Genomic DNA, 14,798 nt, shown 5'->3' with positions numbered 1-14,798 from the left:
GCCTTTTTAATTCACCTATTTCCGACACAGAAAAGGGTAATAATTACTGCTAAGTTAACTTAGAAACGGTAAGTCAAGTTAACTGCAACAGTATCATCAGTGCCCAGGCCCAGTGGATTGTTATCTTCATCCAGTAAGTTAATCTGGTAGTCAACATAGGCAAACATGTTTTTGTTAATATAGTAAGTCACACCGATTTCAGCATATTTCAGCAAATCTGCATCGCCAACAACTGCCAGCTCTTTACCTTTAGACTGGACATAAGCGATGGACGGGCGAATGCCATTTTCGAACTGGTATTGAGCGACCAATTCAACGTTCTGGGTTTTATTCGCAATCAGTGCTTTATATGGCGTCATATTCAGCGTTTCGCCGTACATTGCTGCGATGTAAACTTGGTTTGCATCATATTTCAGCGCAGTCGCCCAAGCCTGAGCTTTATCCCCTGTCGCACTGTCAGCCAATGTTTTTTGGCCTAAGGTCCGATTGGAAGAAGAGTATGCACCCGCAAAGCCAATACCGCTGCCTTCGATGTCTTGGTAATCAACAGACAAACCAAAACCGTCGCCATTAGCCTTCTGGATTGCGCGCTCATTCTTAGTGGTATCTCCATCGTCATTACGACCTTGATACTGAGCAGCAACATTCAGACCTTTAACCAGGCCGAAGAAGTCAGAGTTACGGTAAGTTGCCAAACCAGTAGAACGACCTGTCATGTAATTGTCGGTATAAGCGATTGAGTCGCCACCGAACTCTGGCAGCATATCGGTATAGGCCAGCGCATCATAAACTACACCGTAGTTACGGCCGTAATCGAAAGAGCCAAACTCAGCAAATTTCAGACCAGCAAAACCCAAGCGGGTTTTATTGCCTTTGTCGCCCTGAGATTCTGCATTTTTAGCGGCTACGTTATATTCCCACTGGCCGAAACCGGTCAATTGGCTATTAATCTGTGTCTCACCCTTAAAACCGAAACGCACATAGGTATCATCAGCGTTATTATGGTTTGAGAAAAGGTATTTAGCGGCTACGCGGCCATAAAGATCCAGCTTATTACCGTCTTTATTATAAATCTCTGCTGCATTTGAAAGAGTAGGAACGATACTCAAGGTGACCGCCAAGGCCAGTAAACTGCGCTTCATCATTAATTTTCCTTTAAATTTTAATAAAACAAACCCATCGGGCTGAATTAAATTTTCAGCCTCATAAAAGTGAGTTTTTAATTTTTTATAGTTACCTGTCTTGTAAAGCGAAGAGACATTAGCATTAAGCACAAAAAGTTAAAACGGTAAACTTGTAGAAACATAGGTATAAACAGGTAATCAATTGTAACAAAATATGTTTAATGAAACCTTTCGTAACTGATTGATTATCTTTATTTTTAGGTAATTGCATATAACCAAAATAGTGCATGAGCACCAAAATGGTGCGAAAACATTTCAGTTTGTTTCTTTTTTGTTCTATTCGGATATCATATTTGTGAAATGGATCGAATATCACAGTTCCAATGCACTTTTTTATATATCTAAAGTAATTAGATGACTATTTAAAGTGCAAATAGAGAGTAATGTCATGTCACCTTTGGTGCAATAACATAAAAATTAAACATTAGGGGCGTTAATAGGGTTATAGAAAGTATGACTTTGTTTGGTTATTAATTATCGGCATTTTCATTGGAAGTGTATTTTTTATAAAAATCGCAATAAGAAAAACTTTAATTTAATGCATAAAAAATGAGCTTCCATAGCTAAAAGCTCATTTCCTATAGGTTAGAAACAATATACCACTTAAAATTTGGCTTAAGTTGTAATTCTGGTGGTGATATTACCTCAAGTAACTATCTATGGAGGTACTGGTAACACAGCCTTATTTATACCGTTGGTATCTCACTCTTATCCATTCGCACCAACATAATCCCTGCACGTAATCCAAGGGCTACCTGAGGGTTTGGAAACAAGATCCACTCATCTTCATGTTTAACACGGTAATACTCACCGGATTGCTCCGCCAACAGTGTACCTTGGTTAAAACGAGTAAAATTAACCGTATCATTGTCAACCCACAGTTTAAAATCAGGATGTTGTTTTAGCAGTGATTTCACCACCCGATAAAACACCATTCCTCCTGAGGGTTGTACAGGCAATGGTTCCCCACTAACTAATGAACGCAATCCACCGGCTATATGAGTAAATTCAGCCAGCTGATTTGCACCAAATGGTAGCGCTTTTCCCAACTCAAGCGTACAACTTGCGGCCAGGCAGTGCTCACTACTAAAATGAGCAAAAGTCCCCCCTGCCGAGGTATGCATCACTAATGCATCCAGTTGAATATCTTGTAACCACCGTAGCATTACTGCGCTATACGGTGTTGTTTGATAAGGCAACAATCCAAATCGAGTATGATGAGATTCGCGAATTGCCGTGTGTAAATCGTAATGCTGTCGCGTCAGTTGGCTCTCTGCTCGGAAAAACGCCGACACAGCTTGCTCAATAATTTCAACCCGTCGGGTTTCATTACTTGGCGGATAACGCCGGTGTCGCCCGCCAAACATACGGTTGATATCTGCTGAGAGGAAACGTTTGCCGGCGCTTATCGCCGCTGGATTGCCAAATATGACTAACAAACGGACGGCCAGCGTTAATTCACCCGCTAACAAATCTGACACCAATTGATTCAAAATCTCAATCGGGGCCGTTTCATTTCCGTGGATACCGGCAGATAACACCACTGACTGGGTGTAATTGCCAGAAGGTGTCAACATCAATATCCCTTCATCGAGCCATTGCCACTCGATACTCTGCGTCGCGCCACGGATCGGTTCTGGCGGATGGCCCGAGAGTGTTATCGCCAGGAAATCTAGCATCATCGTTCCTTCTAATTCTGCTGGAACGGATATACCGAGCCAATATTAAGTATCCGTGTCAATTCATCCAATGCCTGCCGCCCTTCTTGTAATAACTGCGGATCAGCCAAGTCTTTAAATTGCAAATGATCACGATAATGTTGGTCGACCCAATTATTCAGCGTCACAAACAGCGCCGGTGTCATCATTACTCGACTATTAACAGCTTGTAACTCTGTATCGGTCAAGGCAACACGCAAGCGTAAGCAAGCAGGGCCGCCCCCATTACGCATGCTCTCGCGTAAATCGAATACTTTGACACTGTCAATCGGACCACCGCTATTGATCAATTCCGACAGATATCGCCACACGAACGGGTTTTCTTGTGCCTCCTGCGGAATAACCAACAACATTTTACCATCCGGTTTACTTAATAACTGGCTGTTAAACAGATAGCTTGATACTGCATCAGCAACCGACACCTGCGCGTCAGGGACCGCTATACTGATCAACTGTTGTTCAATGCTACCCATTTTACGGCGAATCTCATCCATAGCTTGAATGCCAGGGACGAATGCATGCTGATGATGGAATAACACATTCTGATTGCTGACAGCGATGACATCATTGTGAAAAACCCCTTGGTCGATCACTGCGGGGTTCTGTTGCACAAAAACAGTTCGGTCTGGTGCCAGTTGATGCAGTCGAGCCACCGCTTCGCTGGCCTCTCGCGTTTGGCGAGCAGGGTATCGGCTAGGGTTTACTCCGTTTTCTAGTGCGTTGCGGCCATAAACAAAGACCTGAACCGCTGGCAAGCCGTATTCTCCCCCCAGACGATTATGATTAGCCGCACCTTCATCACCAAACAATTCCACAGCAGGTAGTGCATCGTGATGAACAAAGTGACGATGGTTATTAAAAACCCCTTTGAGTAAAGCCGACGTGGTTTCAGCCTCAATTGCACGGTGAAATTTGTTATTTAAATTGGCCACAGTAAAATGAACTCGCCCATCCGCGCTATCCGCAGCAGGTGATACCGTCGCCGCATTCGCCGTCCACATTGATGATGCGGAACTTACCGCAGATAATAGACGTGGGGATTTACGTGCCACTTCACTCAATACTTGTTCATCTGAACCACTAAAGCCCAACTGACGCAAAACGCCTATGGCTGGTCGCTCCTGTGGTGGCAAAATACCTTGTTTATAACCTAAATCGGCTAATGCTTTCATTTTCAGCAACCCCTGCCGCGCAGCCAGGCGAGGGTTGGAAATACTGTTTTGATGCGCAGTAGAGGCTTCATTACCAAATGACAATCCAGCATAGTGATGTGTCAGCCCAACCAATCCATCAAAATTAACCTCATATCCTGCCATCGTATTCTCCATTCATGGCTCAATGGCTATCGGGCAAATCGAAAGAGATACCCGGTGACAATGTTGCTGGTAGCGTCAAACTTTCGCTTTCGAGTGATGCCATTGGCCAGGCACAATAGTCGGCCGCATAGAAGGCACTTGGTCGATGATTACCTGATGCCCCAACCCCGCCAAAGGGTGCAGCACTTGATGCGCCGGTCAAGGGTTTGTTCCAGTTAACAATACCGGCTCGGGCTTCCAATAACAGTTGTTCAAATTGTTGCCGGTCCTCAGAAACCAGACCTATCGCCAAACCGAACCTGGTTTGATTAGCAATGTGTAATGCTTGCGTAAAATCGCCATAGCGAATAACGCTGACCAGTGGGCCGAAATACTCTTCGTCAGGGACATTGATACCAGTAATATCAATGATCCCCGGCGTCAGCACTGCACTTTGGCTGTCTGGGCGGGTCATGGCTAATAATGGCTTACCACCTAAATCCAGCAAATGTTGTTGCGCTGCCAGCATTTTTTCTGCTGCTTGTGATGAAATCACCGCGCCCATAAAGGGTGCTGGCTGCATATCCCAACGCCCGATACGCAGGGCTTTGGCAATAGCGACAAAACGCTGTAAAAATGCATCGCCTTCAGCGCCAGATTTAACCAGTAGACGGCGCGAACAAGTACAGCGTTGACCGGCTGAGATAAAAGCCGACTGAATAGCAAGATTTACTGCCGCATCACAGTCTACTATCTGCTCAACAATCAATGCATTATTGCCACCCATTTCCAGTGCCAGAATTTTTTCCGGTTGGCCGGCCAGTTGGCGATGCAAGTGATAACCGGTATTGGCGCTGCCGGTAAACAACAAACCATCAATATCATGTTGCGCAGCAAGGGCTTCACCTGTTTCACGCCCACCTTGTACTAAGTTTAATACCCCGTCAGGTATACCTGCCTGCTGCCACAATTTGACGGTTTCTTCTGCCGTCTTTGGTGTTAGCTCACTGGGTTTAAATACCACCGTGTTACCTGCCAGCAATGCAGGAACGATATGCCCATTAGGGAGATGCCCTGGGAAGTTGTAAGGGCCAAATACTGCTAATACACCATGAGGACGGTGTCGTAACACGGACATACCATCAGCCATCGGTGTTTGGCTACTCCCGGTTCGGCTTTGATAGGCTTGCAACGAGATAGCCACTTTGCCAATCATTGCTTGCACCTCTGTCAGTGTTTCCCAGAGTGGCTTACTGGTTTCCAAACTGATAGTGCAGGCCAGTTGCTGTTTATACTGCTCAAGTAATGCCGCAAAACGCTGTATCACCGCGACCCGCTGTTCCAGCGGTGTACGCGCCCAGGCAGGGAAAGCCTGCCGTGCCGCACGACAAGCCATTGCGACATCATGGCTGTCTGCGGCGCGCGCCTGCCACAATAATTGCCTATCTATGGGGTCAAGTTTGTCGAAATGCGCGCCGTTACCAGTGCGCCATTCCCCTTGCATAAACAGTGCTGGGTGAGTCATTTTTTAGTCTCCGGGGCAAAAAGGCTGACTATCCGAACCGTATCACCGGCTATGACACCCAGCGCTGCCGCATTTTTAGTCGTTAAATGCAGTAGCTCGTCTGAAAGATGAGTAGTAATCAATATTGAGCGGAAATATTGATAGCTGTCATTAGCCACTAAATAGGCAGTGCCACTCGGGTCAATATCGATGTCATCAATAACCACGATTCGCTTACTGCTGTCGCGCACCGCCCGCACTTCATCGGTGTTGGCCTCCAGTGTTGGGCCGCCATCAAAGATATCCACATATCCCTGATATTGCAGGCCTTCGGTTTCCAGCACTGCACGTGCGGGAGCCGTATGTGGATGGACCTGCCCGATGACTGCCCGCGCCTCTTCTGCCAGAAAATCCACATATAACGGGTGTTTTGGCATTAATTCAGCAATAAACGCTTTCTGCCCGGTACCACTGAGATAATCAGCTTTAGCAAATTCAATGGCAAAGAAGTGCCGCCCCACATTTTCCCAAAATGGCGAACGCCCCTGTTCATCGGTATAGCCTCGCATTTCCGCAATCACTTTGCGGGAGAAATACTGGCGGAATGCGGCAATGAAGAGAAAACGTACTTTTGATAAGAAGGGGCCATTTTTGTCTTTACGGTATTCAGGATCGAGAAACAAGGTACAGAGTTCGCTATACCCAGTGTGATCATTGCTTAAAAACAGGGTCGGTACCGATTTGTACACATTGAGTGTTTTGGATGCATGAACCAACGTGCCGACACGGAAGTTATACCAAGGGTCATGCAAACCAACAGCCACCTCAATAGCACTAACGCCCACCACTTTTTCTCGCTCACTGTCTTCCAGAACAAACAGATAGCCCTGTTCACCCGCAGCCAAAGAACCTTGCCAGGTATTTAACGCGCGCTCAATTCGAGCGGCGAGGTGTTGTTCATTTTGTGGCAGTGAAGTCATGCCAACGCCAGTTTTACCTGCCAATTCAAGGATATCGGCCAGATCACGGCGTTCTACCGGGCGAACTATCATCATAGTCAAGGTCCCTTGCTTACTGCATCAATGTTATGACTTAACCTGTCGACAAACCTGTTCAATACCCATGGCAAGCCGGGCTAAGCCCTCTTTAATATCCTGTTGAGAAATAATCAGGGACGGAGCAAAACGCACCACATTCGGACCCGCAATCAAAGCAATAAGCCCGTACTGTGCGGCAGCCTGAACAATCTCTTTGGCCTTCTCGTCATAATCCTTGTGAAGCACACAGCCAATCAGCAAACCGCGCCCACGGATTTCAGAAAAGACTTTGTGGCGGGCGTTTATTTCAGCCAATCCAGCCAAGAACCACTGATGCCTCTCTTTTACGCCTGCGAGGAGTTCTGGTGTGTTGATAAGAGACAAAACAGTACCCGCCACGGCACAAGCCAGTGGATTACCGCCGTAGGTAGTACCATGACTGCCGACATTAAGTGCGCTGGCATATTTGGTCGTCGTTAACATTGCCGCAATCGGGAAGCCGCCCCCAAGTGCTTTGGCACTGGTCAGCACATCAGGCGTTACACCGTAATGCATGTAGGCATAGAGTTCTCCGGTACGGCCAACCCCGGTTTGTACTTCATCAAAAATAAGTAATGCGTTATGACGATCACACAAAGCCCGCAAGCCATGTAGGAACTCGCTATCAGCGGGTAGCACACCACCTTCGCCCTGAATCGGTTCCACAATGACAGCACAGGTTCGGTCATTAATCAGTTCCTCAGCCGAGGCGATATCATTGAAAATACCGTGGCTGATCCCCCCCGGTAGCGGAGCAAAGTCTTGCGAATACTTCGGCTGCCCGCCCGCAGAAACGGTAAATAGCGTCCGGCCATGAAATGCATTCCTGAATGCCACAATCTGGTTCTTTTCGCCGGCAAGCCCTGGCTTATTACCGAAATTATTCAACGCATATTTACGGGCCAGTTTCAGTGCCGCTTCATTGGCTTCAGCCCCAGAGTTACAAAAGAAAACTTTCTCGGCAAAAGTGGCATCAATCAATTGTTTTGCCAGGCGCAGTACCGGCTCATTGGTATAGCCGTTACCCAAGTGCCATACTTTTTCTGCCTGCTCAATCAGTGCCGCTTTTACTGCCGGATGCCCATGTCCCAAGGCATTTACGGCGATACCACCAGCAAAATCGATATAAGATTTGCCCTGCTGATCCCACAGTGTCGCCCCTTCCCCTCGCACGATAATAAAATCTGCTGGTGCATAGGTTGGCACGATCCATTCATCAAAAGACTGTCGGGTAACGGGGATTGGGTGTTCCATAGTGGCCTCTTTGATCAGCGTAAATATGGGGTTGAGAGACTCATCGTTTGAGAGCACCATGCCTCAACAAAAATCTCTTATTCTGTTAACAATAAAAAATGAAATATATTCACCTGATATAAAGTGTACAGCAGCTTTCATGCCACACCAGATCCAATGTGAATAAATTGTACAAATTCCATTAAAACAATAATTTAAAATGCATAAGTATGCACATTGGTCGCATTCATACTGCATTTTGATTGATAAATAAGCCAGCCATGCTGGTTTGAGTAGAAATTATATGCATTTGACATCAATTTTGATTTTTGCTCTGTCAGATCACATTATGGCAACACAAAAATAACAACTAAGCTTTCCAACGCCCTATAAATGGGCAGTGCATGCATCAATTAAGTGCATTTCTTCTGCTAACAAAGCAGGCGATACGAAAGGAATTGCACCGTTTATGCATAATGGAATGAGGGATATTGCAGAAATAGCGGCAGAAGATAATGCTGTTATGGCTCCATTTTCTGGAGCCAGGTAAATATACTCATAGCGGAAATTAGATGGTTATCGACGCGAGCGGCTATTATCTGTGGCGCTGGTGAGTTGATTAATCAGTTGCGCCAGTATGCGGATGGCTTGTTCGCTCTGTTCCGACCAGGCAAACGAAGCATTCAGGCGGAAACAGTGATCAAACTGACTGCCTGTGGTAAACATTCTCCCCGGCGCGATGCTAACCCCCTGCGCCAACGCCCGCCGATATAACTCACTGGCATTAAACGGCGGTTCTAACTCCAGCCAAAGGAAATATCCCCCCGCAGGATGGCTGATTTTGACATTTTTAGGAAAATGCTCAATAACCGCCTGATGCAGCGTATTGAGCCGCTGTTCCATTAAGCGGCGCAGGCGGCGCAGATGAGTGTCATATCCCCCCTGACTGAGATAATCTGCAATCGCCAACTGAGTCGGCACACTGGCCGAAACCGTACTCATCAATTGTAAGTGCTGAATTCGCTGCGCATGTTCCCCTGCTGCGACCCAACCGACACGGAATCCCGGCGCCAGACATTTAGAAAACGATGAGCAATGCAGAATTTGCCGATGCTGATCGAGTGCTTTGGCTGGCAACGGCCGCTCCGCACCAAAGTACAACTCACCATAAACATCATCTTCAATCAACGAGATATTATTCTGCTGTAGCAGGGCTACGAGCCGTTCTTTCTGCGGCCAGGACATCGTGCAACCTAATGGATTTTGAAAATGTGTCATCAGCCAACAAGCTTTGATCGGGTATTGGTTGATCACCTGTTCGAGCGCATCGAGGTCCATACCCTGTTGCGGGTGGGTGGTAATGGCAATCGCTTTTAGCCGCAAACGCTCGATCGCCTGTAATGCACCATAAAATGCGGGTGACTCAATCACTACCCAATCTCCGGGCTGCGTAACCGCCTGTAAACTCAGGCTTAGTGATTCCATCGCGCCCGCAGTGATAACAATTTCTTCGGGGGAGACATTCATTCCACTGGCGGCATAACGCTGAGCTATATTGCGCCGCAAACTTTCGTTACCCGGTGGTAAGTTAGTCACAGAGCTTTGTGGTGATATCTTACGTGCGACGCTGGCCAGCGCCCGTGATAATCGGGGTTGTAACAATAAACTTGGATCGGGAAATGCCGAGCCAAATGGCATTATTGCTGGGTCTTTCCCTGCCTGTAGTACATCAAAAATAAAGGCATTAATGTCTACCTGTTCATCCAGATGCAGTTTTTTCCCTCGCTGTGGCTGGGGTAATTGTGTCGGCCGTGAAGCAACATAATATCCCGACTGCGGCCGGGCCACGATCCAACCTTGGCTTTCTAATAGCTGATAGGACTGCACTACAGTCATCAGGCTTAATCCTGATTGTTTACAACTTTCCCGCAATGAAGGCAGCTTGTCACCCGCCAGCCAGACCTTGGATTGTATTTGTGCCCGGATTTGCTGAGCTAACTGTTCATATCGAGTCATAAGCCAACTGTTATAGGTAAGATTGAATTAATTGTCACTATTATAGCCACTTTAACTTATGGTTAACTAACTGCCAAGTTTACTCCGCCAAATAATCGCCTGTTGTCACTACCTGTTATCGGGATAACTAATACCGGCGTGATTCATTTTATAGATTAATGAGGCAGTACCATGTTTGCAGCGAGGTCACTATGTTTGGCTTAACCGCTCTAGAATTGGCCAGAATCCAATTCGCTTTTACCATCTCATTCCATATCATCTTTCCAGCCATCACTATTGGGTTGGCCAGTTTTCTTGCGGTATTGGAAGGTTTATGGTTAAAAACCAAAAATGAGGATTACCGCGACCTCTATCATTTCTGGTCAAAAATATTTGCCGTTAACTTTGGTATGGGTGTGGTATCCGGTTTGGTCATGGCCTATCAATTCGGCACTAACTGGAGCTTTTTTTCAGAATTTGCGGGCAGTATCACCGGCCCGTTGCTGACATATGAAGTACTGACCGCGTTCTTCCTTGAAGCCGGTTTCCTCGGGGTGATGCTTTTTGGTTGGAACCGCGTTGGGCCGGGTTTGCATTTCTTTGCAACCTGCATGGTGGCATTAGGCACGTTGATGTCTACCTTCTGGATACTCGCCTCCAATAGCTGGATGCAAACCCCCCAAGGCTTTGAAGTTATTAATGGGCAAGTGGTGCCTGTCGATTGGTTGAAAGTGATATTCAATCCATCCTTCCCCTATCGGTTACTGCATATGTCCACGGCAGCTTTCCTTGCATCGGCATTCTTTGTCGGCGCCTCTGCCGCCTGGCACTTACTGCGTAAACGGGATACACCCGCGATGCGGAAAATGCTGTCAATGGCAATGTGGATGGCGTTGATCGTTGCCCCACTACAGGCAGTTATTGGCGATGCCCATGGCTTGAATACACTGGAATATCAACCGGCTAAGATTGCGGCGATTGAAGGGCACTGGGAAAACAAGCCCGGAGAACCCACGCCACTCATTCTGTTTGGTTGGCCAGACATGAAGCAGGAGAAAACCCATTTTGCGCTGGAAATTCCTTATTTAGGCAGCTTGATCCTCACTCACAGCTTAGAAAAACAGATCCCAGCGTTGAAATCTTTCCCAGTGGAAGATCGTCCTAACTCAACCATTGTCTTCTGGTCCTTCCGCATTATGGTCGGATTAGGCATGTTGATGATCTTGGCCGGTATCTGGAGTTTATGGCTACGCTGGCGTGGCAGTTTATACCAATCGCGCCCTTTCCTCTATTTTGTGCTGTGGATGGGACCGTCGGGTTTAATTGCTATTCTGGCCGGTTGGTTCACCACCGAAGTCGGCCGCCAACCGTGGATAGTCTACGGTTTGCAACGCACCAGTGATGCGGTTTCATCTCATGGCGAAATGCATATGAGTATCAGCCTGCTGGTCTTTATTGTGGTTTATGGTTCGGTATTTGGGGTTGGTTACGCTTACATGATGCGGCTTATCCGTAAGGGGCCAAAAGCGCATGAAGGTACTCAGCAACAACCCGGCGGACCCGGTCAGTCGAATACGCCATCACGGCCACTGTCGGCAGTAAGCGAATCATTTAGTTCTGACAACCACCAAAGCAGGAGCTAATTATGGGTATCGATCTTCCACTGATTTGGTTTGTTATTATCGTTTTCAGTACCATGATGTATGTGGTTATGGATGGTTTTGATTTGGGTATCGGAATCCTGTTTCCACTGGTAAAACACAGCCGTGACCGGGACTTGATGATGAACAGCGTCGCCCCCGTGTGGGATGGTAACGAAACCTGGCTGGTTCTTGGGGGGGCGGCCTTATTAGGTGCTTTCCCGTTGGCATATGCAGTTATTCTGGATGCACTGGCAATTCCTCTTACCCTAATGTTATTGGGTTTGATCTTCCGTGGCGTAGCCTTCGAATTTCGCTTTAAAGCCAGCGCTGAAAAACAGCATATCTGGGATAAAGCCTTTATCGGTGGGTCATTGATTGCCACCTTTACTCAGGGCATAGTGGTCGGTGCTTTTATTCACGGCTTCCCGGTAACGGGGCGGAGTTATAGTGGCGGCCCATTTGACTGGTTGACACCTTTTGCTCTGTTTTGCGGCTTCGGTCTGGTTATAGCCTATGCACTACTCGGCTGTACCTGGCTCATTATGAAAACCGAAGGACAGGTGCAACAGGTCATGCATAAGCTAGCCACACCACTGACATGTATAATGCTGCTCGTTATTGCCATCATTAGCCTGTGGACACCGCTTGCACATCCACAAATTGCGGCACGCTGGTTTACGCTACCCAATCTGTTTTTGTTCTTACCGGTGCCATTATTGGTAGTACTGGCTAGTTGGGCGTTACTGCGCTCAGTTAAACGGGGTGGGCATTATGCCCCCTTCCTATTGACGTTATTGCTGGTGTTCCTTGGCTATAGCGGTTTGGGTATTAGCATTTGGCCTTATCTTATTCCGCCATCCATTACTTTGTGGCAAGCGGCAGCTCCGCCGCAAAGTCTGGGTTTTATGCTGGTCGGCGCACTCTTTATTATTCCTATTATTTTGGTTTACACCTTCTGGAGCTACTACGTATTCCGCGGGAAAATCCATCACGATCAAGGTTACCACTAAGTACCAAGTGGATAATGACAATCATGGGCTAGTTCGCTGGCCCTGATATGTTCTTATTGTGAATATTAGAATTTGTATGCATGAGACTTATATGTCTGAAAATAACACGATAAAATCACAAACGACCCTTCAGCCAACTGAACAGCTAAAATCGCCTTGGTGGAAGAAGATCGGCTGGATGTTACTTATTTGGTGCGGTAGCGTATTGGCTTTATTCGCAGTTTCGATGTTGTTTCGTATGATGATGACTGCGGCCGGCATGAAGTCCCATTAACGCCCACATGACACGATGAACATACGGCAAGGTTGCCACGTTTATTGGTCAAAGGAATATTATGTTATGAAACGTTACCTCATCCCCTTGGTTAATCAGATAGCTTTACTGATGATGCTACTGGGTTTACTGGGCCTTGCCGGTATGACTATCTCGTCATGGATGGCGCAAAGTATTCAGGGTAACGCGCATGCCATCAACAAAGCAGGCTCGCTACGTATGCAAAGCTACCGGCTGCTTTCAATGGTACCGTTGAATAATGGTGATTTGCCTTACCTGGTTGCACTCGAGCAGGATAAAACCAGTAGCGATTTACAACATGCGTTACAGCGAGAAGGGTTAACCAGCCAATATCAACAAATAGAGCGTTACTGGCAAACCACGCTAAAACCACAGTTACTACAAGCTAAACATCCCGATGACGTTGCCGCCAACGTGGCAGACTTTGTCCACCAGCTAGATGCTCTGGTATTAGCCATTGACCATAAAACTGAACAACGCTTGTTATTGGTTACCATGATTCAACTGGTGTTCATTGTTCTGACAATGAGTTTACTATTGGCCACTATCTATTATTTGCGCCGCCGCATACTGCGTCCATGGCTGCAATTAATCTCCATGGCGAATGCCATTGGTCGCGGTGATTTCAGCAAACGCTATACGCTGTCTTATCAACGAGATGAAATGGGGATGCTGGGTACCGCATTGAATCGAATGTCGCAGGAACTTTCGTTGATATACAGTGACCTGGAGCAACGAGTTACTCAAAAAACCGCTGATTTACAACAAAAAAATCAAGTATTAGCCTTTCTATATCATAGTAGCCGTCAATTACATACCCACCAACCATTAAGCGAGCGCTTAGTTCCAATTATCGAGCAGCTACAAACACTGACACCACTGGAAAATGTGCAGATCTGTTTATATGAAAATCATCTTTATCGCGATAATCTCGCTGATAACGCCGATGGCGAATATCTGCCGCCCCAAAACAGCCCGGCACAACTCACTATTAGCAGCTCATCTGGCGGAGTGAGTAGTGCTGTTTTGCGGGAATCTTTGAGTTGGAGTCTGAGTGATAAGCTTGGTCAATATGGGTTGCTACTGGCAAAACTACCCACTGATAAATCACTCAATTCAGATCAGCAGCAACTGGTCAATATGCTGGTGGAGCAACTGAGCAGTACATTGGCACTGGAAAGCCAAGCCCGGCATCAGCAGCAATTATTATTGATGGAAGAGCGTTCAGCCATTGCCCGGGAACTGCATGACTCCATCGCCCAGTCGCTTTCCTGCCTCAAAATTCAAATCAGTTGCTTGCAGATGCAAGCGCCCGATATGCCGGAACCCAGTAAACTTTTAGTACAGCAAATGCGCGATGAACTTAACATCGCCTACCGCCAGCTACGTGAATTACTGACGACCTTCCGCCTGAAGCTAAATGAGGCAACATTACAAGCGGCACTCCAGACTTTGGTAAATGAATTCAGCGAGCGAGCCAGTTTACCCATTACCCTCGAGTTTAACTTGCCGTCAGGCTGTGTCCCCGACCATCAGGCCATTCATATGGTTAACATTGCCCGTGAAGCACTGAACAACATTTATAAGCATGCTCACGCCAGTATGGCCACTGTCAGGGTTACTGTTGAGCAAGGTGATGTCATCATGTCCATCCGTGATAACGGCTGTGGGATTGGACAGGCCAGCGAGCGGCCTAATCATTACGGTTTGATCATTATGCAGGATCGGGCAAATAGTCTGAACGGCCATTGCACTATCTGCCAGCGGGAAGATGGCGGAACAGAAGTTCAGGTACGATTTACGCCTGACAATGACTCTCTTGACTGATACTTTCTGTCCAGATGG

At 46.9% G+C, this 14,798-nt stretch carries 11 protein-coding genes; 4 read left to right on the top strand and 7 right to left on the bottom strand.

Translation table 11 applies throughout. The annotated features are described in order from the left end of the window. Positions 1 to 59: 59 nt before the first annotated feature. The 7 genes from Q2T71_RS09145 to Q2T71_RS09115 form a co-directional block, all read right to left on the bottom strand. Positions 60 to 1,145: a porin gene (locus Q2T71_RS09145; RefSeq protein WP_083159048.1), complete on the bottom strand. Its 1,086-nt coding sequence runs from the start codon at positions 1,143 to 1,145 to the stop codon at positions 60 to 62. A gap of 725 nt (positions 1,146 to 1,870) precedes the next feature. Beyond that, positions 1,871 to 2,863, bottom strand: a complete 993-nt coding sequence (gene astE / locus Q2T71_RS09140; protein WP_372559890.1) for a succinylglutamate desuccinylase — start codon at positions 2,861 to 2,863, stop codon at positions 1,871 to 1,873. An 11-nt stretch (positions 2,864 to 2,874) separates the two neighbouring features. Then, positions 2,875 to 4,218, bottom strand: coding sequence for an N-succinylarginine dihydrolase (gene astB, locus Q2T71_RS09135; RefSeq protein ID WP_372558862.1), 1,344 nt, complete (start codon positions 4,216 to 4,218; stop codon positions 2,875 to 2,877). 19 nt (positions 4,219 to 4,237) lie between these two features. Further along, positions 4,238 to 5,722, bottom strand: a complete 1,485-nt coding sequence (gene astD, locus Q2T71_RS09130; RefSeq protein WP_372558861.1) for a succinylglutamate-semialdehyde dehydrogenase — start codon at positions 5,720 to 5,722, stop codon at positions 4,238 to 4,240. Beyond that, on the bottom strand, positions 5,719 to 6,756 hold the full coding sequence (astA, locus tag Q2T71_RS09125) for an arginine N-succinyltransferase (RefSeq protein WP_372558860.1): 1,038 nt from the start codon (positions 6,754 to 6,756) through the stop codon (positions 5,719 to 5,721). The genes astD and astA overlap by 4 nt, the downstream gene beginning before the upstream one ends. A gap of 30 nt (positions 6,757 to 6,786) precedes the next feature. Then, positions 6,787 to 8,031: an aspartate aminotransferase family protein gene (locus tag Q2T71_RS09120; protein WP_102970427.1), complete on the bottom strand. Its 1,245-nt coding sequence runs from the start codon at positions 8,029 to 8,031 to the stop codon at positions 6,787 to 6,789. Positions 8,032 to 8,586: 555 nt separating this feature from the next. After that, positions 8,587 to 10,026 (bottom strand): PLP-dependent aminotransferase family protein, encoded by a 1,440-nt coding sequence (locus tag Q2T71_RS09115; RefSeq protein ID WP_372558859.1) that lies wholly within the window; start codon positions 10,024 to 10,026, stop codon positions 8,587 to 8,589. A 191-nt stretch (positions 10,027 to 10,217) separates the two neighbouring features. On the opposite strand from Q2T71_RS09115, the gene Q2T71_RS09110 reads away from it, so the two are divergent. The 4 genes from Q2T71_RS09110 to narX all read left to right on the top strand — a co-directional run bounded on the left by Q2T71_RS09110 (position 10,218) and on the right by narX (position 14,780). Next, complete coding sequence (locus tag Q2T71_RS09110; protein WP_372558858.1) at positions 10,218 to 11,648, top strand: cytochrome ubiquinol oxidase subunit I; 1,431 nt, start codon at positions 10,218 to 10,220, stop codon at positions 11,646 to 11,648. 2 nt (positions 11,649 to 11,650) lie between these two features. Further along, complete coding sequence (gene cydB / locus Q2T71_RS09105; protein ID WP_372558857.1) at positions 11,651 to 12,658, top strand: cytochrome d ubiquinol oxidase subunit II; 1,008 nt, start codon at positions 11,651 to 11,653, stop codon at positions 12,656 to 12,658. Positions 12,659 to 12,749: 91 nt separating this feature from the next. Further along, positions 12,750 to 12,932 carry a DUF2474 domain-containing protein gene (locus Q2T71_RS09100; RefSeq protein WP_372558856.1) on the top strand — a complete coding sequence of 61 codons (183 nt, stop codon included), beginning with the start codon at positions 12,750 to 12,752 and terminating at the stop codon, positions 12,930 to 12,932. A 66-nt stretch (positions 12,933 to 12,998) separates the two neighbouring features. Next, entirely contained in the window at positions 12,999 to 14,780 is a 1,782-nt protein-coding gene (gene narX, locus Q2T71_RS09095; RefSeq protein WP_372558855.1) for a nitrate/nitrite two-component system sensor histidine kinase NarX, read from the top strand. Positions 14,781 to 14,798: the final 18 nt, after the last annotated feature.

Source organism: Yersinia sp. 1652 StPb PI, from assembly GCF_041538345.1.
GTDB lineage: Bacteria > Pseudomonadota > Gammaproteobacteria > Enterobacterales > Enterobacteriaceae > Yersinia > Yersinia enterocolitica_E.
This window is presented reverse-complemented; position numbering and strand designations above follow the sequence as displayed.